Below are 21,159 nucleotides of genomic sequence, written 5' to 3' on the forward strand. Positions count from 1 at the left end.
GTTGTTACAATTTTATTCTGATTCAAATCACGCCTTATCTTTTCAACAAAATCATAAGGACAATGACTTCCTAAGATGAAGTTCATACCCCATTTTGGATGCTGATACCATATTAAATCGGTTTATATCAGCGCAATAAATTCCCCGTTTCTTAAAAAAACAGGATAGGTAGTAAGCCCTTCATATGGAATATGCTTGCAAATCCCTGTCTTTTCATCGAAGTTCCATCCGTGAAGAAAACACACAATTTCCCCATCGCTAACATCAACGGGATACCCCATATGCGGACAAACTCTTGAAGCTAGTAGATAGGTACTGTTGTTTTTTAACAAATAATAGGACGAGTGATCAATTTCAATCGGGGCTGGAAATTGAGCAAATTCAACCTCGCGGCCAATAGTAAATTCACGCATCCGCTTCCTCACCTTCTTTTCTTGTATGATAACGTCGCCTTATTGCATTTCAGCCATTCCTTTTTTACCACGCGATATTCCCGATTTCACTTTTCTATCTTTAACACCTGGAACCTTCTTTAATATGCTCAAGTATACACAACTATATATTGAACGTAACCGACCAATTAAACTTAAATATGAGCCATCCGTTACCTAATTATAAAACTGGATGGCTGAAAAAGTTGAACCATTGGCAGGTTACCAATTGATAGACAGCCGTTATAGTTAATCTAATAAATTTTATAAATCGGATGGTGATAATGAGTATGCGTATACGTCCATATAATTTTTTTGCTGGTCCCGCTGCACTACCTTTAGAAGTAATAGAGCGAGCACAAGCGGAGTTATCTGATTTTAAAGGAATCGGCATGTCTTTAATGGAAATTTCCCATCGCTCGAAAGAATATGAGGAAATCCACGACGAAACACAGCAGTTGTTCAAGGAACTACTCCAGCTTCCGGAGGAGTATAAGGTACTTTTTCTGCAGGGTGGAGCGAGCACACAATTTTCAATGATTCCCATGAATTTTCTCGTACCGGGCAAAATTGCGAACTATGTGATGACGGGAGCTTGGGCGGAAAAAGCGATCCTAGAGGCTAGAAAGATCGGTGATGTTTTCATATCCGCTTCAGGAGAAGCAAACAATTATGTGGAAATTCCATCCTTGGAAGATATACAGGTTTATCCGCAAACCGCCGCTTATCTGCATATCACTTCGAACGAAACAATTGCTGGCACACAGTTTCATAGCTTTCCGAGAATCAAAAACGTGCCCTTGATAGCGGATATGTCCAGTGATATCCTTTCACGTCCATTGGATGTCTCGCAATTCGCTCTGATCTATGCTGGTGCTCAAAAAAATCTCGGCCCATCTGGCGTTACGGTGGTTTTATTACGTGAAGAAATCGTCCGGAATATTCCTGAAAATTTACCAGTTATGCTTAAATATGATACGTTTACTAAACACAATTCGCTATATAATACCCCACCCGTCTATTCGATCTATATTGTCAATCTGGTTCTGAAATGGATTAAGCAACACGGTGGTTTGGTTAGTTTGGAGAAACGAAATGCGGAGAAGGCAAAACTGATTTACGATGCTATCGATCAAAGCGGCGGATTTTACACCGGCATGGTCAAACTAAACAGCCGCTCACTTATGAATATTACGTTCAAAGTACACGATGACGAGCTTGAGAAGCTCTTTTTGCAGCAATCGAAAGCCAACCATTTCATAGGACTTGAAGGACATCGTAGCGTGGGTCATCTCCGTGCCTCGACTTATAATGCAGTACCTTATGAAGCTTGTAAAGCGTTGACCGATTTTATGATTGATTTTCAAAAACGCTACGGATAAACAGAAAAAAGCTATAATCATCATTATAATACAGCCATCTGGTCTTGCTTAAATAATCGGTTTTTGCTTTCCCAATAGTAACCACCCATTCAGATATCCTCTTCAGATTGTATGCTGATTTGAAAAATCCTGACTCAAATTCTCAAAGTAATTTCAAATAAACGAAAGTAGAACGCCTTAGATAAGGCGTTCTACTTTCGTCAAAGAGCCCGTTGCAATCGGCAGAAATCAAACCATTCTTATGCCCCAAAATACCTTGGCCTTTTCTTATTAAAAACATCCACCTACCTTAAATTAGAACCGCCACAATGTCGCATCCACAATCATCATGAAAAACACTACCATTAAGTAGTTCACCGAAATCAAAAAATTAGTTTTGGCCCACCGTTTATTGTCGACTGCTTTTCTCCCGAGCAGCGTATGCAACAACCAAACGGTGCTTGCAAGTAATGACACAATCAGGAACCCCCCTCCCGAATAACCATAAAGATAAATCAGGATGATGGTCGGCAGCAGAAGCGCAATATAGAGGATCATCTGCATTTTTGTACGTCCGATCCCTTTTCGGACGGGTAGTAGCGGATAACCTGCAGCTTTGTACTCCTCCACGCGCTGAATGGCAAGTGACCAGAAATGGGGGGGTTGCCATAAAAACAATAAGGCAAACAGAAGAAGTGCGCCTGCATCAACTTTATTTGTATAAGCACAATAACCGATTACCGGCGGCATGGCGCCGGACACCCCGCCGATGGATGTGCTCCAAGTGGAGGTCCGTTTCAACCACATGGTATAAACGACGATGTAAACGAACATACCTACAAGGCCAAGCCAGCCACACAGCGCATTTACTTTCAAGAACAATACGACCTCTCCCGCGATCCCCAGCACCAGGGCGTACAATAGTACATCTCTTATTTTCAGCCGACCTACTGCAAGCGGCCGATCTTTCGTGCGATTCATCTTTTGGTCAAGTTTACAATCCCAAACATTATTCAGTACGCATGATGACGCCATCGTAAGCAGAGTACCTAGCATTGTCCACAGCAGAACGCTCCACTCGACCGTCCATTTGGAGGCCAGCCAGCAGCCTCCAAATACGGCAACGAGATTCAACTGAAGGATACGAGGCTTTGTCAACTGAATCCAGTCATTGAGTGAACTTGCTTTTCTCATGAAGCCACCACATTAAACAACATGATCCACATCGATCCGACGACGATGAGCAGTAGGATGACCAGAGCGAGAACAAAGGTGATCAGTTTGTAATGTGGCTTCTTCTCCTCACGCAGATGCATGAAAAAAAACAGTTGCACGATCAATTGCAGTACGGCGGCCACCATCAGTACAACCGCTTTCTTCGTCCCCTCCAGCCCACCACTCGTCACAATGGCAATCGAAATTACCGTTAGGACGAGGGAGAAAAGGAAGCCGAGCGTATACGATTTGATCGAACCATGAGCTTCATCCTGCGAATGGGCCGATTCATATGGCTTCATCTAATTCACCCCCATTAGATATACAACCGTGAATACGAATATCCAGACCACATCAAGGAAATGCCAGAACAAGCTGATCACATTGACTTTTCTCTTGGTTACAGGCGTGATTCCCTTTTTCGTCAGTTGAATGATTAGAGCGACCATCCAGACCAGTCCGACCAGCACATGCAAGCCATGGGTTCCTACCAGTGTATAAAAGGCCGATAAAAATGCACTTGTGCCCATTGTTGCACCTTCGTGCACCAGATGAGTAAACTCGCTGACCTCCAACCCGATGAACACCGCGCCTAGCAATGCCGTGATGCCAAGCCAGCCGATCAAGGCTTGACGGTTCCCTTTATTCATCGCCAACAGCGCCAGTCCGCATGTATAGCTGCTCGTAAGCAAAATGAACGTGCTCGCGATCACCCCGCCCAGCTCGAACAGATCGGCAGGTCCCGGACCGCCGTTCGTATTGCCGCGAAGGATGATATAAGTCGCAAAAAAGGTTCCGAATATCATGACATCGGTCATCAGGTAGATCCAAAATCCGAATGTGCGCATTTCCTCCATATCCGGATGGTCATGGTGTTCCGAATGCGGTTCGGGATGAGAAGAGTGCCCCAACAGGTTTGATTGAGCCATTATCTTGTCACCTTCCTTATTGCAGCTTCAGTACGTTCAATTTCATCCACTGGAATATAATAATCCGTGTTGTAATTAAAGGAATGGACAAGCATACAAACCGCTACGCCAGCAAGCCCCGGTATTGCTAACCAAAGCCAGTGAAATACGAATCCAAAACCGGTTAAAAAGAAGAAACCTGCCATAATAATCGGAATCCCGGAGTTATTGGGCATATGGATCGGCTCGAGCTTTTTCGAAACCGCCTGAACCGCTTGTCCCTGTTCCCTGCGTATCTTCTCTTCCCACCACTCATCCAGTTCGGAAACTTGCGGAAGAACCGCAAAGTTGTAATGAGGCGCCGGAGAAGGAATTGACCATTCCAGCGTACGCCCGTTCCACGGGTCCCCTGTCAAATCCATATGGTTTTGACGGTGTTTTAAGCCATGCGCTATTTGCCAAACCTGAAACAGAAAAGCGATACCCATTAGGACTGCTCCTATCGTGGAAACCAAGTTCAGTTCCCACCAGCCTTTATCCCAGCTATATGTCACAACCCGCCGTGTCATGCCCATCAGACCAAGCACATATTGTGGCATGAAGCATACGTAAAACCCTATATTCCAGAGCCAAAATGCCCACTTGCCAATGCTCTCATTCAGCTTGAAGCCAAATAATTTGGGCCACCAGTAGTAAAGTCCGGCGAAGTAACCGAACACGACACCACCAATGATGACATGGTGAAAATGCGCGATCAGAAAGTAACTATTATGGAACTGAAAATCCGCTGGCGCGACCGATAACAGTACCCCTGTCATTCCGCCCGTTACAAAGCAGGGAATAAATCCGATCGTCCAAAGCATAGGTGTTTCGAACGTAATCTTTCCCCGAAACATGGTAAACAGCCAATTGAATACTTTCACACCGGTCGGGATGGCAATCAGCATCGTGGTCAAAGCGAAAAAGGTATTGACATCCGCGCCCGAACCCATCGTAAAGAAGTGGTGCGCCCACACGAGAAACGACAGAATGCTGATAATCATCATGGCATACACCATCGAGTTGTAGCCGAACAATTTTTTCCTGGAAAAGGTCGCTACAACTTCGGAAAAAATGCCGAAGGCTGGGAGTACAATGATATAAACTTCAGGATGCCCCCACATCCAAATCAGATTAATATACATCATCGGGTTGCCGCCGCCGTCCAGGGTGAAAAAATGAGCGCCTGCATAGCGATCCAAAAACAAAAGCGCTAGCGTGGCCGTCAAAATCGGAAACGAAAAAATGATCGCGATACAGCTTGATAAGACCGACCAAGGGAATAACGGCATTTTCATCAGCTTCATTCCGGGAGCGCGCATTTTCAGAATGGTGACGATGAAGTTGATTCCCGTCATCAGGCTTCCGATCCCAGAAATCTGAATCCCCCAAATATAGAAATCTTGACCGACTCCCGGGTTGTACATCAATTCCGAGTAGGGCGGATAGGCGAGCCAGCCTGCATCCGGTGAACCTCCGATGACGAAGGACAAATTGAATAGCATTGCACCCGCGAAGAATAGCCAGAAGCTGAGTGCATTCAGAAACGGGTATGCTACATCTCTCGCTCCGATTTGCAGCGGCACCATCACGTTAAACAATCCGAACATAAACGGCATTGCCATAAATAAAATCATAATGACGCCGTGTGTTGTGAAAATTTCATTGTAATGATCCGGCTGCAAGAAATGAAACTCCGGAACAGCCAGCTGCGCCCGCATCAAGAGTGCATCAACCCCCCCGCGAAACAGCATGAGGAAGGCAGAAAGGATATACATAATACCGATTTTTTTATGATCGACGGTTGTTAGCCATTCTCTCCATAGCCATCCCCATCTTTTAAAATAAGTCAGTACAAACAATACGGCCAGAAGTGTCAATACAATACTAACATCCGCCCCGTAAATCAAAGGATCACCAGTGACAAAGAAGCCAGAAGCGAAGCTTTTCACATTCTCCCACATGACTCATTCTCTCCTTTCCTATTGATTGTGCATATGCATGTCTTGCATCTCTTTCCCGGATACTCCGTGGTTGTGCATATTGTCTTGCATCTCTTTCCCGGATACTCCGTGGTTATGCGACGTTGCATATTTGGTCACCGTCATTTCAAACAAACCTTCGGGAAAGGAAGAAAATGCCCGTACATTCGACGTGGAAGGCTCGGCCAAGTGCTTGTAGCCATCTAATGTTAGCGCAGGCGAATTGGTTTTGATCCCAGCCACCCACTGGTCAAAATCCTCCTGCGTCGTGGATTCCACATCGAAATACATCTTCGCAAATTCGGTACCAGTGAAATTGGCGCCCGATCCCCAATATTTGCCTTGCTTGTCGGCCTGCAGATACAGCGTCATCGCCATGCCCGACATGGCGTACATTTGACCGCCAAGCTGAGGGATCCAGAAGGAATTCATCGGGGAATCGGCTGTAATCTCGAAGCGGACCGGCACATTCTGGGGAATTTTCAATTCATTCACGGTAGCGATTCCCTGTTCCGGATATTGGAACAACCATTTCCAGTTCAACGAAGTCACCTGAATGGTCAAGGGCTTGCTGTGGGACTCAAGTGGCTTGGACGGCTCCAGGGCGTACGTGGATCGTGTGGTAATCACCGCCAAAGTTAAAATAATCGCAATCGGAATCCCCCACCAGATAACCTCAAGCCTGGTGCTGTGCGCCCAATTCGGTGAATACGTTGCTTTTCTCCCCTTCCTGTCGCGGTAACGCCAAATAATGACCGCCGTAAGAATCAGAACAGGGACGATTACGATGCAGCACAACAATGTTGAAATCAGCATTAATTCCCGCTCTTGTTTCGCAATTGGTCCTATCGGATTCAACACAGCAATGTTTTCTGTACATCCTGTGGATGAAAGCAACAGAAACGCCAGCATCGATAATGAGGCCAACCATCGAAGCGCTTTGGGTAATTTCATGTTTCTCAGCTCCTATCTTGCTTGAATCAAGTTTCACTCTAGAAGAAAAGAGTGAATGTGTCACCATCCGCTTGCACGGATATCTAACCGACCAAATTCAATAAGTTGAAATAATCTAAACAAGATTTGTCAACAATAACCTTCATCACATAGTGACCAACGGTCTCCAACAATTGAATCATCATCACCCTTCTGTCAATCCGGAATGATATATCTGGAGCTTCTGCCAATCGCCTCATCCGATTGTCGATTGGCAGCGACAACCTTGACCTCTTGGATGTTCGGATCCTCCGGTCCTTTAACCGGCAAGCCGGCCTCCAGATGACGCATAATATAATCCACGATTTCCTGGGTTATGATTTGTCCGGGCATCAGTATCGGAATTCCAGGGGGATAAACGTAAATGAATTCGGCGATAATAAGACCGCAAGATTGTTCAAGCAATACATTTTCTGTGTTTTCGTAAAAGGCTTCTCTTGGCGACAATAAAAAGCGTGAAGCTGCGGGAACAACAGCGGTATGGGCACGATCTTGGACTGCTTCATGATCGATGAAAGCAGCAGACATATGCCGCAAGGCGTGAAGCAATTGGTTTACTTCTCGCTCCGTATCTCCCAGTGTGATTAGACACAAAATATTCGTCAAATCGCTGAGCTCTACCTCAATATTGTGTGTCTCCCTTAGCCATTGCTCTGCTGCGTATCCGGTCATATTCATCTGTTCCAGATGAATGCAAAGCTTGGTTGGATCGTAATGAAAAACACCATCCGTTTCACATATTTCATCTCCATAGCAATAGAGTCCGGGAATCTCATTGATATGGCGCCGGGCATAATGGGCCAAACGGATCGCTTGTGCCGCCAATGCTTGTCCATGCAGGGCTAACTGCCTTCTGGCGGCATCGAGCGAAGCAAGCAGCAAATAAGAGGTCGAGGTGGTCGTCAGCATGCTCATGAGTGAACGAATTTTTTTTATGCTCACGCGATTGCCTTTGACATTCAGAATCGAACTCTGCGTCATCGAGCCTCCGAGTTTATGGACACTGGTTGCCGCCATATCCGCACCCGCTTGCATCGCGGACATGGGCAGCTGCTCGTGAAAATGGAGAAGCGTCCCGTGTGCTTCATCCACCAGCACGGGGATGTCATAGCTGTGAATAAGCTCGACCATGTGAAGCAAATCGATGCTGGTACCGTAATAAGTCGGGTTGATGAGCAGCACGGCTTTTACATCCGGATTCCGATTTATGGCTTGCCGAATCGACTCCTTTGTCACGCCGTGCTCGATGCCAAGCCGGTCGTCCTTCTCCGGATAAACCCATACGGGTGTAGCTCCTGCAAAGATAACGGCGGATAAAATGGATTTATGCGCATTGCGGGGCACTATGATTTTGTCGCCCGGCGAACAGACGGACATAATCATCGTCATAATGGCCCCTGTCGTCCCTTGTACGGAAAACAATGTATGATCCGCGCCAAAGGCGTCTGCCGCGAGATTCTCCGCCTCCCGTATCACGCCGGATGGCTGATGAAGATCGTCTAGCGGAACGATATTGATCAGATCAATGGATAAGGCATTGTCACCTACAAAGGCCCGAAATTCCGGGTCCATTCCTCTTCCTTTCTTATGGCCCGGAATGTGGAATTGAAGCGGGTCGCTTGCGGCGTGTTGCTGCAGTGCCGTGAATAACGGCGTACTATGCTGGTCCATGCTAAATCTATCCTTTCAAAGAACAAAGCGATCGCTGCTGCCGCCTTCTTCTGAAAAGAACTTCTTCGTTTCAAGAACGGCATAGATCAGCCTATCGACATCTTCTCTCGTATTGTATAAATAGAAACTCACGCGAACAGTTGCCGACCCTAGATCTACGTGGTCGATCATTTCTCCTCCAAATTCAATCGGTTCCATCAACTGCAAAAGCTTATCTTTTCCATATAACACGCCAATACCGGTAGGACCGCACATCTTATGGCCGGAGAAAGCATAAAAATCGCAATCCAACTCCTGTACATCCACCGGCAGGTGGGGAATGCTCTGCGCGCCATCCACAAAAACAACTGCGCCATGAAGGTGAGCAAGTTTTGTTATTTCTTTCACCGGATTGATTGCACCGAGAACGTTGGAAACATGGGAGAAAGCCACGATTTTCGTTCGGTTTGTAAGCGTATCTTTAACATCTTGCATTGCAATCGAGCCGTCCGCCTGCAAAGGAATAAACTTCAGTACGGCACCGGTCGCAGCAGCTACTTGCTGCCAAGGAATCAGATTGCTGTGATGTTCCATCGGGGTAATTACGATCTCGTCTCCTGCTTCGCAGATCTCCCTGGCAAAGCTGCCCCCAACCAGGTTAATGGCCGTCGTGGTTCCCCTGGTGAAGACGATTTCCCGCTCCGAATGGGCTTGAATAAACTGGGCAACCTTAGCTCGTGCCAGTTCATAGGCGTCGGTTGCACGCGATCCCAATGTATGAACCCCTCTATGAACGTTGGCATTGTCCCATTCGTAATAATGCTTGAGTGCGTCGATGACCTGAATCGGTTTTTGCGATGATGCTGCGCTGTCCAAATAGGTGAGGGGGTGTCCATTGACTTGTTGGTTTAAAATAGGAAAACATTTGCGTACTTCGGAGACGTCCATACTTCCCTCCTCCTTTCATTAAAAGCTATCCAGTGATTGCGATGACGCATGCGCGTGCCAGTTCCGTTATTGCGGCGTAATTTCCCTCTTCAATCCATTTTTTATTCACCAAATTCCCGCCCATGCCTACTGCGAAAGCCCCTGCGTCAATCACTTCGCGAATATTGTGCAAACCGACGCTGCCTGACGCAATCATCGGAATACGATCCAGCGGAGCGCGAACTTCCCTCAAATAGGAAGCACCGCCGAGCGATCCCATAGGGAACACCTTGACCGCTTTGGCACCCGCTTTTACCGCTTTGACCATCTCCGTCGGTGTCATGACACCGGGATAAACATCGACCAGCTGCCGGGCCCCGTATTCAATGACTTCCTCATCCAAATTAGGCGAGACGAGAAATTGTGCCCCGGCATCAACAGCTTTCTTAGCCATCTCGACATCAAGCACCGTTCCAACACCAATCACTACATCATTGCCATATTCCTTTCTCCAGCGGGAGACCAGCGTATAAACCCCTTCTGTATTTGTCGTCACTTCAATGAATCGAATGCCTCCCCGGACCAAAGCATCGATAACCCGATCCGAATCGTCCGGTTGCAAACCTCGGATCATAGCCATTATTTTTTCCTTTCTCAAAGCGTCCAGTATGTCCATCTCGTTCAACCCCTGTCCCCTTGGCTTCATGACTGTTTTCAACCCGATCGTAATGGTTTTCATGCAAACCGTAACCATCCATTCTTTATTTTTTTGCGCCAACCATTGCATGAAAGGAATGATCTTCGAAACTGGATTGTCTAAAGTAAGTCAGATTGGATGGTTACTTTCCGGGAGGGACGTTTTACATTAATGCAAGAACATGAGAAGCCTGATGAATTTACATTCGAGGAGATTTGGTTATGAAGGAAATCACGAAGGTCAAGGCACGGAAGACTCTGCAAAACATTACTCCTTATGCTCCGGGAAAGCCTATTTGGGAGCTTCAAGACGAGTTGGGTTTATCTAAAGTCATCAAGCTGGCTTCAAACGAGAACCCATTGGGCCCTTCTCCAAAAGCATTAGAGGCCATCGTATGTTCATTATCGGACGTTCACCGTTATCCGGATTCAAGCACATCGAACTTGCGACGTGTTATTGCCGCAAAACTTGGGATGGCACCCGGAACAATTCATCATCAGCAATGGCGGGGATGAGCTTATTACGCTAGTATCCGAGGCATTTCTTGAGCCAGGCGATGAAATCATCGTGCCTGCTCCTACATTTAGCGAATATGAATTCGGGGCACATCTTATGGGGGCCAATATCGTTACCGTACCGCTCGGAGAGTCGTATGCCTTCGATCTGGATGCCATCGTAAACGCGGTTACGGAACGAACCAAAATGCTCTGCATCTGTTCGCCCAATAACCCGACAGGCACCTATCTCTCGAAATCCGTTTTGCATCATCTGCTCGGTATACTACCCAAACATATCCTTGTGCTATTTGATGCAGCTTACAGTCAATACGCTACAGCTGACGACTACACGAACGGACTGGAGTTTGTTCGTGCGGGATATCCGATTGTCGTACTTCAGACTTTTTCAAAAATATACGGTTTGGCAGGATTAAGAGTTGGTTTTGGGACGGCTCCAGAGTCTATCATTCAGCACATACTCAAAGTAAAAGAACCTTTTAATGTCAATGCATTGGCTCAAGCTGCCGCAGCGGCTGCCCTTCACGATGATGAGCATGTACGCTTGTCCTTGGAAGTAAATATGCAAGGCAAAACGCAGCTATATCGTTCATTCCGGGATCTCCGCCTGCCGTTCATTGAAAGCATGAGCAATTTTGTGCTGGTTGATCTTGGTTCAGGCGCAAAATCTGTTTATGAGCAATTATTGACCAAAGGAATTATTGTTCGTTTCGGAGGAATATGGAATCTGCCGCACCATATTCGTGTTTCGGTGGGAAAGGAAGAAGAAAACTCGGTCTTTGTTCACGAATTAACTGAAATTTTACACCATCATTTGTAGTTTCATCGCAGATTCAGGAGTCATTTAAACGAAAATCTGATCATGGAGAGCAATAGCAAAAAAGCGATACCGAAACAAAGGCGCATCAGCCATCTGTCTTGACGATCAAACAGATTCACGATAATTCCCCTTTCACATATCTGGCATTAAACAAAAACCTATCACATTGGGAGACAAGTAATCACGAGAGGCGCTTTATATAATTGGATGGTCCAATAAATCAGCTATTGGATGGCGATATTTCGTTAAGTAGGTTATATGATACTTACAGTAATACAAATACAGTAAACCGATGGGTTTACAAATTTTTGAGGAGGTTTTTATAATGGCACTTTATTTAGCGGAGTCTATATTACCAAAGGAGCTGCGCGAAAAGGCAACGTTGGAACAAGCGGCGGCAGCTGTTTCACAGCAAGCGGGAGCAAATGAAGCCTCTTTGATTGAAGTGCAAGTGGCCAGTGATCTTATTCGGGCCTTCTTTGTTTTGGAAGCCGATAATCAAGCGGCAGTACGGGATATCTTAGGCAAGAGCCAGATACCTGTAACTTTAGTTAAACCGGTTCGCTTGGTTGGACAAGAACTGGAAGAAGTCCGCAAAAACGCAGGAGCCATTCGTTACTTGGTAGAATGGAATCTTCCAGAAGGTCTGACTATGGATGCCTATTTGGCTAGGAAGAAAGAAAAGTCTGTTCATTATGCAGAGGTGCCCGAAGTTTCTTTCGAACGTACCTATGTTTGCGAAGATATGACTAAATGCGTGTGCCTATATAACGCACCGGATGCAGCATCGATCCAAAAAGCCCGCGATGCGGTGGGCGCTCCGATTGATGCACTTACCGAAACCATTAGTGTAACTCCGGATAAAGATCAGAAATAACTGATCCCTGGTAAATTGATGAATAACTTCACACCTAGCACCATTGAAGAGCTAGTTGTTACCATGGCCGAACTGTGCAGTGAAAAATACTCTAAATTCAAAAACCGTCCAGCGGCATTTTTCGTTCAATCGATTATGGGTGGAGCCATGGTTGCTTTTGGCGCCATTTTAGCCTTATCGGTTAGTACGGGAATTCCTTGGCCTGGTCTTGCGAACCTCATGATGGGATTGGTATTTGGGTTTTCGCTAGTGATCATTATGGTTTCTGGCGCAAGCCTCATTACCGCAGACATGGTTATTGGTTTTCTGGGGATTATTCACCGCAGAATTACATGGGGACAATATTTCTGGATGAACCTGGTTAGTTATCTGGGCAATGCCGTCGGCAGCTTGATGGTTTCCCTGCTGGTTTTTATAGGTGGAAGCAATTACCTTGCCGCACCGTGGTTATCCCGCGCTCACCAGATTGCTGTGGGAAAAACAGGCATGACCGATTTGCAGATTTTTGCGATGGGATGCCTTTGCACCTGGATGCTTCAGACGGCGGTAATGCTTTACTTCAAGGCACGCACGGATGTAGGTAAGATCCTGCTTGCGTTTTACGGACCACTTGCGTTTGTCGCTGGAATGACGGAACACTGTATCGCCAATATTGGTTTCCTTGCATTACCCATCCTGCAGCAACCGATATTCACCAAGATTACACATACTAGTCTGGCGGCTGCGGGCCCCAATGCAGAGCTTTCTTGGGGGTTTGCCCGATACGGTTGGGCGCATAATCAGCTTTTTACCTTAATGGGAAACTATATTGGTGGAACTATTTTTGTCGGGCTTATTCTTCATTTTATATCTGATCCACAAAGGGTCATATTTATCTATCAAACCTCAATTAATCGTTTGCAAAAATGGGCGCGGCTTCCGAAATAATCGGATGTCGCGTTTTTCCGAAAGTGAGATGTAAAAATGGATTATGCCATTTGGAATCCTTGGCCGTGGGTTCTATTTGCAATAGGAATCTTGTTTTGCATCATAAGCGTTTCAACTTTTCATAAAAAATACCCACATTTCCCTTGGGGAAACAGCAATGATCACTTGAAGGCACAGGATGTGAGCGAGCCTTTCACCCCAAATGCACGAAATCTGGGAGCATTGCCGAAATGGCGGGTTAAACAACATACCCCCATCGCGGAAGTTAAGAAGATATTATCAGAAGGAATTCCTTATGTCGGGGTAGAGGATGAAGAGAGTAATTTAGTCGGCATTATTGGTCCCAAGCACATTCCTTTGGGAGTTCATAAGTTCAAATAAAGGGTAGGGGGTGATAAAGTGTTATCCATTCGAAACCACGAGGTAAAAGAAGCGTTGTTGCAGTGTCTTCAAAAAATGGTTAGGACAATAGATGAGGATTCGGTATACCCACGGGATTTTATACAGGGGCTCGGAAAAGCGGGGTTCTATTCGAATGATGGTTTAACCTCTGGCGAGATTGCGGAGAAAAAGCTGCAGCTAATCGAGGAAGTGGGATCAATATGTAATTCTACTGCATTTTCCATTTGGTGCCATGTTACATCCATCACTTATGTTAGAAATGGGCAAAGTTCATATCTGCAGGAAAAAATCCTGCCATCACTGGAAAATGGAGATTTATTAGGGGCTACAGGATTATCCAACCCTATGAAGTTCTACGCGGGAATGGAGTCTATCCGGCTGAAAGCAAAACAAACTCCTGGAGGTTATTGGATCTCAGGCACGCTTCCATTCGTTTCTAATTTAGGGCCAGATCACTGGTTTGGCATAATCGCTGAATTAGATGCCACGCATCGGATCATGGCTCTAATCAATTGCAATGCTGAAGGTTTAACCCTGACGGAACGTACAGATTTTATGGGGATAAACGGAAGTGCAACGTATAGCTGTCATTTTGATGATGTGTTTATTCCTTTCGAATGGATTCTTTCCGGAAACGCGGATGAATTCATGAAAAAAATAAGAGCAGAGTTCGTATTGACACAAACCGGAATGGCTCTTGGTCTAATAAAAGCTGCTGTTAACGGCATGGAAAGATTGAAGAATCGGCAAGGCGAGGCGAATCAGTACCTTCCAAAGCAGCCTGAAGAGATTAAACAGCAATGGGAAACACTGCGGGAACAGGCCTACCGGTTGGCCAAACATCCATCCGACGATGTGATGAACGAAATCCTGCGAGTTCGGCTGAACGGGTCCTATTTAGCATTGGAAGCAGCCAATGCCGCCTTCTTACATTATGGCGGTGCGGGTTATGTTAGACGGAGTGATGCGGCCAGACGACTGCGAGAAGCTCACTTTATCGCTATTGTTACCCCGGCGGTCAAACAGTTGGAGAAACTTCTGAAAGACGGTTGGGGATTCAAGCCTAACTTTAGAAAAGTGCTGGATAACTATAATAGATGGTAGAATAAATACTCATTGGCAAGTCGTGTGTATGCAAAAGCAAAATCACGACTTGCTTTTTCATTTTATTTGCCCAATTGATCCATGGTTGGTTCCGTCCTGTATAACGAAAGACCTACCCGCTGTTGCTTTCGTAAAGTGGTTGGTGAAAAAAGCTTAAGGCTTGGCAGGTTACGGACTTCGTTGAATCATTTAAATTAATTTCATTGAATCCACTAGGACAAAGGGGTTGAATACATGTCTAAACGGTCCCACAATTTTTATGCCGGGCCGGCTGTGCTTCCGCAAGAAGTATTGGAACAAGCTCAAGCGGAAATGACCGATTACAAATCAATTGGACTTTCCTTGATGGAGATTTCACATCGTTCGCCAGCTTATGAAGAAATCCATTATGAGACACAACTTTTATTTAAAGAGTTGCTTCAACTGCCAGATGAGTACCATGTGCTGTTTCTGCCTGGTGGCGCCAGTTTGCAATTTTCCATGATCCCTATGAATTTTCCACTCACCGCAAGAAAGCCAATTATATCCATACCGGTCTTTGGGCTGAGAAAGCCATTGAGGAAGCCCGTAAAATTGGCAACGTTTATGTCTCTTATTCTGGAAAAGCAACCGGCTTCAGCGAAATGCCTTCACCCCAAGATATACAAGTAGACAAACAAACGGATGCTTATTTACACATCACTTCAAATGAAACCGTGAATGGAACACAGTTTCATTACTTTCCCATTGTTCCGGGTGTTCCGGTCATCGCTGACATGTCCAGCGACATCCTCTCTCGTCCGCTTAATATCTCGAAATTCGCTGTCATTTATGCCGGTGCTCAAAAAAATCTTGGTCCTGCAGGAGTCACTATTGTTATTTTGCATGAAGAAATGCTTCAACAACAAAGGGCTTCATTGCCTGCCATACTGGACTATCATACCTACGTCAAACATAATTCTCTCTACAACACTCCGCCTGTCTATATCATTTATTTGGTGAATCTTGTATTAAAGTGGATTAAACGTAACGGAGGATTGGACTTTATTGAGAAACGAAATGTAGAAAAAGCGCGGCTGATCTATGAGACCATTGATCAGAGTTACGGTTTTTATCAAGGAATGGCTCGACCGGCCAGCCGTTCACTGATGAACATTACATTCAAAATGAAGAACAACGAGTTGGAGAAAAGATTCATTCAGGAAGCAAACGAGCAGCGAATGCTCGGATTAGAAGGATACCGAAGCTTCGGACATATTCGTGCCTCCGTCTACAATGCCTTACCTTATGAAGCCTGTAAGGCACTAACTGAATTCATGAAAGAATTCCAAAGACACTATTGTTAAAATCATAAGGTTGGAGTTCACGGTATCCAACCTTTTTACTGCGCGCTGCTTACCATAAAGTTCATGTTTTACGGTAAGGATAGAGCCCAGTTTGGGACGCATCGACGGCGCGGCGGGTGGGACTGTGAAATTCCATAATCCCTTAGAATTGTTCCACAATTCGGCATCAACAGGGCCACAGAGGTACCTTAAGACAGAGTAACTCGTAGTTGATTGAGGGAGCGATTGATGCTCCCCTTACAATTGTAAGTTTATGATAACCCCTGAGTACTCAAGATCCACAATCATGTGAAAGAAGGACATATAGAAGGGTATACGGTCATGGTTGGTTATCGATCAGGATACCTATCCAAGACTGGCCAGTCCGCTATGCTATTTTTCACGGACTGAAGCTGTGGATACCATTCTCGATACATGTGTTGCGATCGTAACGATTGAACGGGACTTCGGTGATCGGGCAAACAGACGTTTGGTTCGTATGAAGTATCTCATTGAGCGGAAAGGCTTGGATTGGTTTAGGAACGAAGTAGAAACGCGAGTCGAACGGAAGCTGGACCGGCCGCGGCACCTGGCGTGGAAGAATGGAAAAGACTATCTTGGTTGATTCGGGAACTGAGTGATTAAAAGCTGCGGCAGATACCAATAACTCACCCCTTGTTTTATTATGAATAGAAAAGTGAGTTGACACGAATAATGATTGTTTCTAAGAAAGAAACGGTGCTTTCTTATATTGTTGCCTTTGTACTGGTTTTATTGATGGTGGCATCTGCTGTATGGCTGGATGATCGTGAAGTCATTTTGCCTGAAATTGCAGCTATGGCGGTAGGTATGTGGGTATACAGAGAACCAGGATGGATCAAGCAGCCATTTAAGATTTTTATTGCTCCGTCGTTGACTGCTGTTATTGGTTTTGCAGTTAACCAATTAAACATGGCGTATGTAGGAAAGGTTATTCTAACCTTGGTGCTTATCATGTTTGTTTTAAGTCTAATCCGGACGAGCCTGGCACCTTCTATCGCAACGGGATTGTTACCTCTGGTGATAAATGCAACCGAATGGACTTTCATTCTATCAGTTGTCGTATTGACATTGGTGCTGATGCTTGGGGTGCTGGCAGTTGGTATTCATAAGGGACTTGAACAGAAAGTACAGGTCAATATCAAATACATGATTATATATGTTTTGCTCAACATCATTTGGATCAGTCTAGTTTGGATTGCTGGATACCCACAACTTGCAGTTTAGGGAATTTATTTTATCCTCGACCAATTTAATGAGCCGTCCAATTTATGTGCCTGCCTTCGTTTATACTGAAGCAGCTTGCCTACACCGGCAAGCTGCCTCTTTAACTTGAAATGTTTTACCGCTTCGCCTTATAAAACTCATTATCCGATTTCCGGATAGTCGATCAGAGCATCCTCGTCTTCCGCTTTTTCCCGGGGCGGCTGAAACGGAGGCAGCCGGCGCGAGAACATGCCGAATGCTGCTGGGGCGATGTGCCCCTGTGCTCCCATCTCCTGCACGTAGACCAGAGAGGTGCAAATGCCCTTCACAGCGTCCAGACGCCGGTTTGTGTCGAAATCTCCGATCCAATGGCGATAACTTCCACATACGGCACTGGGCAGAAGCCCGGTTTTCGAGGCAGCTTCGATAATTTCAGCGGTCACGTCCATATTCAGCGGGCCATCAAAATGGACGATCTCTACCCCATCGATTCCAAGTTCCTTAGCTGTCGCAAAGATGTCCTCGTAACGCATAGTGCCATTCTTCTTCCTCCTTTTCATAGTAAAAAGAGCGCAAAAAAAAGACCCATGAGTGGATTTATGCGCACCTCGCACATAAAATCAACCCATATGGTCTTCGGCTTCACATAACAGCCCAACAAACGGGTACCAAATTTTTTAATCTCATTGTATTTATATATCAAACTACCTATACAGATGAAACTTCAAGCAACCCACCTAATGTAACTAACACAAGGATTTTAAACCGGCATCCCATAAAAAGCGAAATGCGCCTGCGGCGTGCCGTTGAGTAAATTGCCGTCACACTCCTTGATCAGCTTTTGTCTAAGCTCCGACACCTTGTACGGATAATGCGCGGCCACATTTTGCTCCTCCCGGTAATCCGTTGTGATTTGATACAACTGATAATCTATGGCTTCGTCCATCTGCTCGAGAAAAGCCCCGAACGGACCGATTTTATATTTATCCATATTCACAACGCATCGCAGTTTCCAACCGTCTCTCGAGATGATGGCAGGCCCCAAGTAGCTGGAATATACAATATATTCATGCTCCTCAGCTGCTCTGCAGCCCTCGCTGGTCCATATCGAAGCAAACGAAACGCCGTCTTTATTAGGAGGCATCGGCTGCCCGAGCAGTTCGGCAAACGTAGGCATTAGGTCATAGTTGGCTATAAGTCTATCGCTCACCGTATGAGGATTAATATGTCCGGGCCAGCGAATTAAGTAAGGGATCTTGACGCCACCTTCCCAACTGGTCAGCTTGAGCCCGGCCATGCCGTTATTTCCGTCGAAAATATCGCCACAAGTATCTGAATGAAACTTGGTATGCACATTATCGATCGGCGTGCCGTTGAGCATCACTTGCCCCGAAACCCGGCTAGGCTGTGAATAGGCCAACGTATGCCCATTATCCGAACAGAAAATAATAATCGTCTGCTGAGCAAGATCCAAAGCATCCAACTCATCCAGAATAGTTCCTACGGTCTGATCGAGCCGCAATACCATAGATGCGTACTCCTTCTCGATATCCGTTAATTCCGGATGTTCCTTCACGGAAGGGTGAATTTGCGGATAAAAAACTGGGCCGTGGGGAAGCTGTGACGGATGATACAGAAAAAATGGCCGGTCCTTGTTTTGCCGGATGAACTCCACTATTTTTCGGTCATACAAGTCCTGGGAGTAGACTTTTCTTCCGGTCATGTCGATCCGTTCGCCGTTTTCGAAGGCGCTCCGCCTCGCCCCGCAGTTCACATACGTGTTTCCATCTATAGGCACCGCCTTTCCATTCTCGAAAAGAAAGGTCGGATAATACCCATGACAACGTTGATGATCGTAATCTCCGTAATGATAGTCCCAGCCGTGCCGAGCCAGCTCGTCGCCGGTCGTTGCAAAGCCCCACTCCAGCTTACCGATCTGTCCGGTGACATACCCTGCCTGCTTGGCAATTTGAGGCAAATAGACGTCCTCCGGCCCTCCCTGAATTCCGGTGTTATGGATAAGTTCATAAATTTGCTCCAAGCTCATGTTTCCCTTATCCAGTTCCATGTAGACACCGGCCTTATTGAAGGTCCACCGGCCGGCATGGGCATCGTGCACCCCACACAGCAAGCTCGCTCTGGCTGGAGCGCAAAATGCGCAGCCATAGGCTTGGGTTAACCTCATACCTTCCGAAGCCAACCTGTCGATGTTGGGGGTGGTGATCAGCTTTTGTCCATAGCAGCTCAGCATGCCTCTACCGAGATCATCGGCATAAATCAATATGATATTCGGGGTCGTTTTCATTTCATACCTTCCGGATTCAGTTTATTTGGAAAAGGCACCGCATCCGCCGTTTCCATGTACCAATCAACCAACCGTTCCAGCAGTTCCTGTCTCACTCCTTCATAATCTTCGTCCTCGATCAGATTGTGAAGCTCGTCCGGATCCTTCGTCAGATCATACAGCTCATCCCGTTCGTACAGCCGTTTCACATACTTAAAGGTCTTGGTTCTCGCCATCACCACTTTACCGTGCAGCTCCGGATAATCGTTCTGCGCTCCGACCCGAGGCCAGTATTGGGCCCCGGGCTTGAGGCCGTTCGGTTCGTGCGTATGCGGCTCATACGCGAGAGCCCCGCCCTCGCAAAACACGACTTCGCGATGCTCGTCCGCCAGTCCTTGGCTTACGGGAACAAGCGATTTGCTGAATGTGGTATGGCGGTTCGGCAGCTCGGCGAGCTCCGCGACCGTCGCATAGAAATCGAGCATCTCGACCAGCGCATCTACGGGCCGCTCTCTTATCGGAATTGAGATCGACGACGGATATTTTATAATCAGCGGCACTTTGCTGAGGCTGTCGTCAAAGTTGTTCTGCGACTTTTCCACCATCCGGTAATCACCGGCATATTCCCCATGGTCACTGAACAAAAATACCGCGGAGTCATCCCAATAGCCGTTAAGCCTAACGGCCTCAGTCAATCTTCCCAGCGAAGCATCCACCTTCGTAATCATCCCGTAGTAGACGGCCAAAATCTCCTTCAGCTCCCCCTCGCTCAGCCGGTCAAGTCCCATACGATCGCGCACTTTATCCAGAAAAGCGGATTTCGTGCCGGGCTCCGGCTGGGGAATAATGGGCGGCAGCTTGTCCCGGTCATACATCGAGAAATACGGTTCCTCCACGCGGAACGGCGGGTGCGGTGCAGCCAAGTTAATGAATAGACAGAACGGCTCCTGCGGTTTGCTGTTCAAAAAGTTTATCGCGCCCTGGACGATCGCGTCATCGCGGGTCACCATCGGTTCGTCACCCGCCTTGCCGCGGTAAAAGGAGTAGAATAGGCGATGCTCCGCATCCATGACAGGGCCTGAATAAGGCTGATAGCTGCCGGGCTCCGGAACAAACAGCTCCGAGCAGCATTCGGAGATGTCCTCGCATTGGACAGGGCCTATACCGTTGCACCATACATAATAGCCTTTATCCTTCAGTTCCTTCAAGATGACAGGGTCTCCGTCGGCTACGACAAGTTTATGCTCCTGGACACGGTGTCCCTTGACGTGAGGATATCTTCCGCTCATAAACGAGCAGCGGCTCGGAGTACATACCGTATTCTGTACGAAGCAATTAGAGAACGCGACTCCTTCGCCGGCCAGTGCAACAGCGTTGGGTGTTCGAATTACCTCATTGCCGAGGCACCCTACATCTTTGCCGCGCCAAGAATCGGAAATAAAAATAATGAGATTGGGCAGCTTCGATTGCGCCATCGC

At 46.5% G+C, this 21,159-nt stretch carries 19 protein-coding genes and 3 pseudogenes; 10 read left to right on the forward strand and 12 right to left on the reverse strand.

Annotated elements, in window-relative coordinates; all coding sequences use genetic code 11:
- Nucleotides 1-122: 122 nt before the first annotated feature.
- On the reverse strand, nt 123-413 hold the full coding sequence (locus O9H85_RS04505; RefSeq protein WP_269880093.1) for a Rieske (2Fe-2S) protein: 291 nt from the start codon (nt 411-413) through the stop codon (nt 123-125).
- Nucleotides 414-721: 308 nt separating this feature from the next.
- Here O9H85_RS04505 and serC (O9H85_RS04510) point away from each other — a divergent pair, with 308 nt between their 5' ends.
- Nucleotides 722-1,813 (forward strand): 3-phosphoserine/phosphohydroxythreonine transaminase, encoded by a 1,092-nt coding sequence (gene serC, locus O9H85_RS04510; protein WP_269880159.1) that lies wholly within the window; start codon nt 722-724, stop codon nt 1,811-1,813.
- A 294-nt stretch (nt 1,814-2,107) separates the two neighbouring features.
- Here serC (O9H85_RS04510) and cyoE read toward each other — a convergent pair whose 3' ends face one another.
- The 8 genes and pseudogenes from cyoE to O9H85_RS04550 all read right to left on the reverse strand — a co-directional run bounded on the left by cyoE (nt 2,108) and on the right by O9H85_RS04550 (nt 10,245).
- Nucleotides 2,108-2,986 (reverse strand): heme o synthase, encoded by an 879-nt coding sequence (gene cyoE, locus O9H85_RS04515; RefSeq protein ID WP_269880094.1) that lies wholly within the window; start codon nt 2,984-2,986, stop codon nt 2,108-2,110.
- Entirely contained in the window at nt 2,983-3,309 is a 327-nt protein-coding gene (locus O9H85_RS04520; protein ID WP_269880095.1) for a cytochrome o ubiquinol oxidase subunit IV, read from the reverse strand. Before O9H85_RS04520 ends, cyoE begins: the two co-directional genes overlap by 4 nt.
- The gene (cyoC, locus tag O9H85_RS04525) at nt 3,310-3,936 is read right to left on the reverse strand and encodes a cytochrome o ubiquinol oxidase subunit III (RefSeq protein ID WP_269880096.1); all 627 of its coding nucleotides are present in this window, start codon (nt 3,934-3,936) and stop codon (nt 3,310-3,312) included.
- Nucleotides 3,936-5,918, reverse strand: a complete 1,983-nt coding sequence (locus O9H85_RS04530) for a cbb3-type cytochrome c oxidase subunit I (RefSeq protein ID WP_269880097.1) — start codon at nt 5,916-5,918, stop codon at nt 3,936-3,938. The genes cyoC and O9H85_RS04530 overlap by 1 nt, the downstream gene beginning before the upstream one ends.
- Nucleotides 5,919-5,936: 18 nt before the next feature.
- Entirely contained in the window at nt 5,937-6,890 is a 954-nt protein-coding gene (gene cyoA / locus O9H85_RS04535; protein WP_269880098.1) for a ubiquinol oxidase subunit II, read from the reverse strand.
- 195 nt (nt 6,891-7,085) lie between these two features.
- Nucleotides 7,086-8,600 (reverse strand): aminotransferase class I/II-fold pyridoxal phosphate-dependent enzyme, encoded by a 1,515-nt coding sequence (locus tag O9H85_RS04540; protein WP_269880099.1) that lies wholly within the window; start codon nt 8,598-8,600, stop codon nt 7,086-7,088.
- Between the two features lie 138 nt (nt 8,601-8,738).
- A pseudogene (locus O9H85_RS04545) lies at nt 8,739-9,527 on the reverse strand (aminotransferase class V-fold PLP-dependent enzyme); the annotation flags it as partial.
- A 25-nt stretch (nt 9,528-9,552) separates the two neighbouring features.
- Entirely contained in the window at nt 9,553-10,245 is a 693-nt protein-coding gene (locus O9H85_RS04550; RefSeq protein WP_333474161.1) for a bifunctional 4-hydroxy-2-oxoglutarate aldolase/2-dehydro-3-deoxy-phosphogluconate aldolase, read from the reverse strand.
- Between the two features lie 179 nt (nt 10,246-10,424).
- Here O9H85_RS04550 and O9H85_RS37435 point away from each other — a divergent pair, with 179 nt between their 5' ends.
- The 9 genes and pseudogenes from O9H85_RS37435 to O9H85_RS04585 form a co-directional block, all read left to right on the forward strand.
- The gene (locus O9H85_RS37435; protein ID WP_333474162.1) at nt 10,425-10,718 is read left to right on the forward strand and encodes a hypothetical protein; all 294 of its coding nucleotides are present in this window, start codon (nt 10,425-10,427) and stop codon (nt 10,716-10,718) included.
- A complete protein-coding gene (locus O9H85_RS04555) occupies nt 10,654-11,538 on the forward strand; it encodes a pyridoxal phosphate-dependent aminotransferase (protein WP_333474163.1) in 885 nt (294 codons plus the stop codon). Before O9H85_RS37435 ends, O9H85_RS04555 begins: the two co-directional genes overlap by 65 nt.
- Before the next feature lie 325 nt (nt 11,539-11,863).
- The gene (locus O9H85_RS04560) at nt 11,864-12,415 is read left to right on the forward strand and encodes a DUF4242 domain-containing protein (RefSeq protein ID WP_269880101.1); all 552 of its coding nucleotides are present in this window, start codon (nt 11,864-11,866) and stop codon (nt 12,413-12,415) included.
- A 63-nt stretch (nt 12,416-12,478) separates the two neighbouring features.
- Entirely contained in the window at nt 12,479-13,342 is an 864-nt protein-coding gene (locus O9H85_RS04565) for a formate/nitrite transporter family protein (RefSeq protein ID WP_269880102.1), read from the forward strand.
- 36 nt (nt 13,343-13,378) lie between these two features.
- Nucleotides 13,379-13,723, forward strand: a complete 345-nt coding sequence (locus O9H85_RS04570) for a CBS domain-containing protein (protein WP_269880103.1) — start codon at nt 13,379-13,381, stop codon at nt 13,721-13,723.
- A gap of 18 nt (nt 13,724-13,741) precedes the next feature.
- Entirely contained in the window at nt 13,742-14,848 is a 1,107-nt protein-coding gene (locus O9H85_RS04575; protein WP_269880104.1) for an acyl-CoA dehydrogenase family protein, read from the forward strand.
- Between the two features lie 234 nt (nt 14,849-15,082).
- A pseudogene (serC, locus tag O9H85_RS04580) lies at nt 15,083-16,173 on the forward strand (3-phosphoserine/phosphohydroxythreonine transaminase).
- A gap of 394 nt (nt 16,174-16,567) precedes the next feature.
- On the forward strand, nt 16,568-16,777 hold the full coding sequence (locus O9H85_RS37670) for a hypothetical protein (protein ID WP_409348104.1): 210 nt from the start codon (nt 16,568-16,570) through the stop codon (nt 16,775-16,777).
- 89 nt (nt 16,778-16,866) lie between these two features.
- Nucleotides 16,867-17,415 (forward strand): annotated as a pseudogene (locus O9H85_RS04585) (hypothetical protein); the annotation flags it as partial.
- 143 nt (nt 17,416-17,558) lie between these two features.
- Here O9H85_RS04585 and O9H85_RS04590 read toward each other — a convergent pair.
- The 3 genes from O9H85_RS04590 to O9H85_RS04600 form a co-directional block, all read right to left on the reverse strand.
- Complete coding sequence (locus O9H85_RS04590) at nt 17,559-17,930, reverse strand: TIM barrel protein (RefSeq protein WP_269880105.1); 372 nt, start codon at nt 17,928-17,930, stop codon at nt 17,559-17,561.
- A 227-nt stretch (nt 17,931-18,157) separates the two neighbouring features.
- Complete coding sequence (locus O9H85_RS04595) at nt 18,158-19,702, reverse strand: sulfatase-like hydrolase/transferase (RefSeq protein WP_269880106.1); 1,545 nt, start codon at nt 19,700-19,702, stop codon at nt 18,158-18,160.
- Entirely contained in the window at nt 19,699-21,156 is a 1,458-nt protein-coding gene (locus O9H85_RS04600; RefSeq protein ID WP_269880107.1) for a sulfatase-like hydrolase/transferase, read from the reverse strand. The genes O9H85_RS04595 and O9H85_RS04600 overlap by 4 nt, the downstream gene beginning before the upstream one ends.
- Between the last annotated feature and the right edge of the window lie 3 nt (nt 21,157-21,159).

The sequence above is a fragment of the Paenibacillus gyeongsangnamensis genome, from assembly GCF_027533625.1.
Classification (GTDB): domain Bacteria; phylum Bacillota; class Bacilli; order Paenibacillales; family NBRC-103111; genus Paenibacillus_G; species Paenibacillus_G gyeongsangnamensis.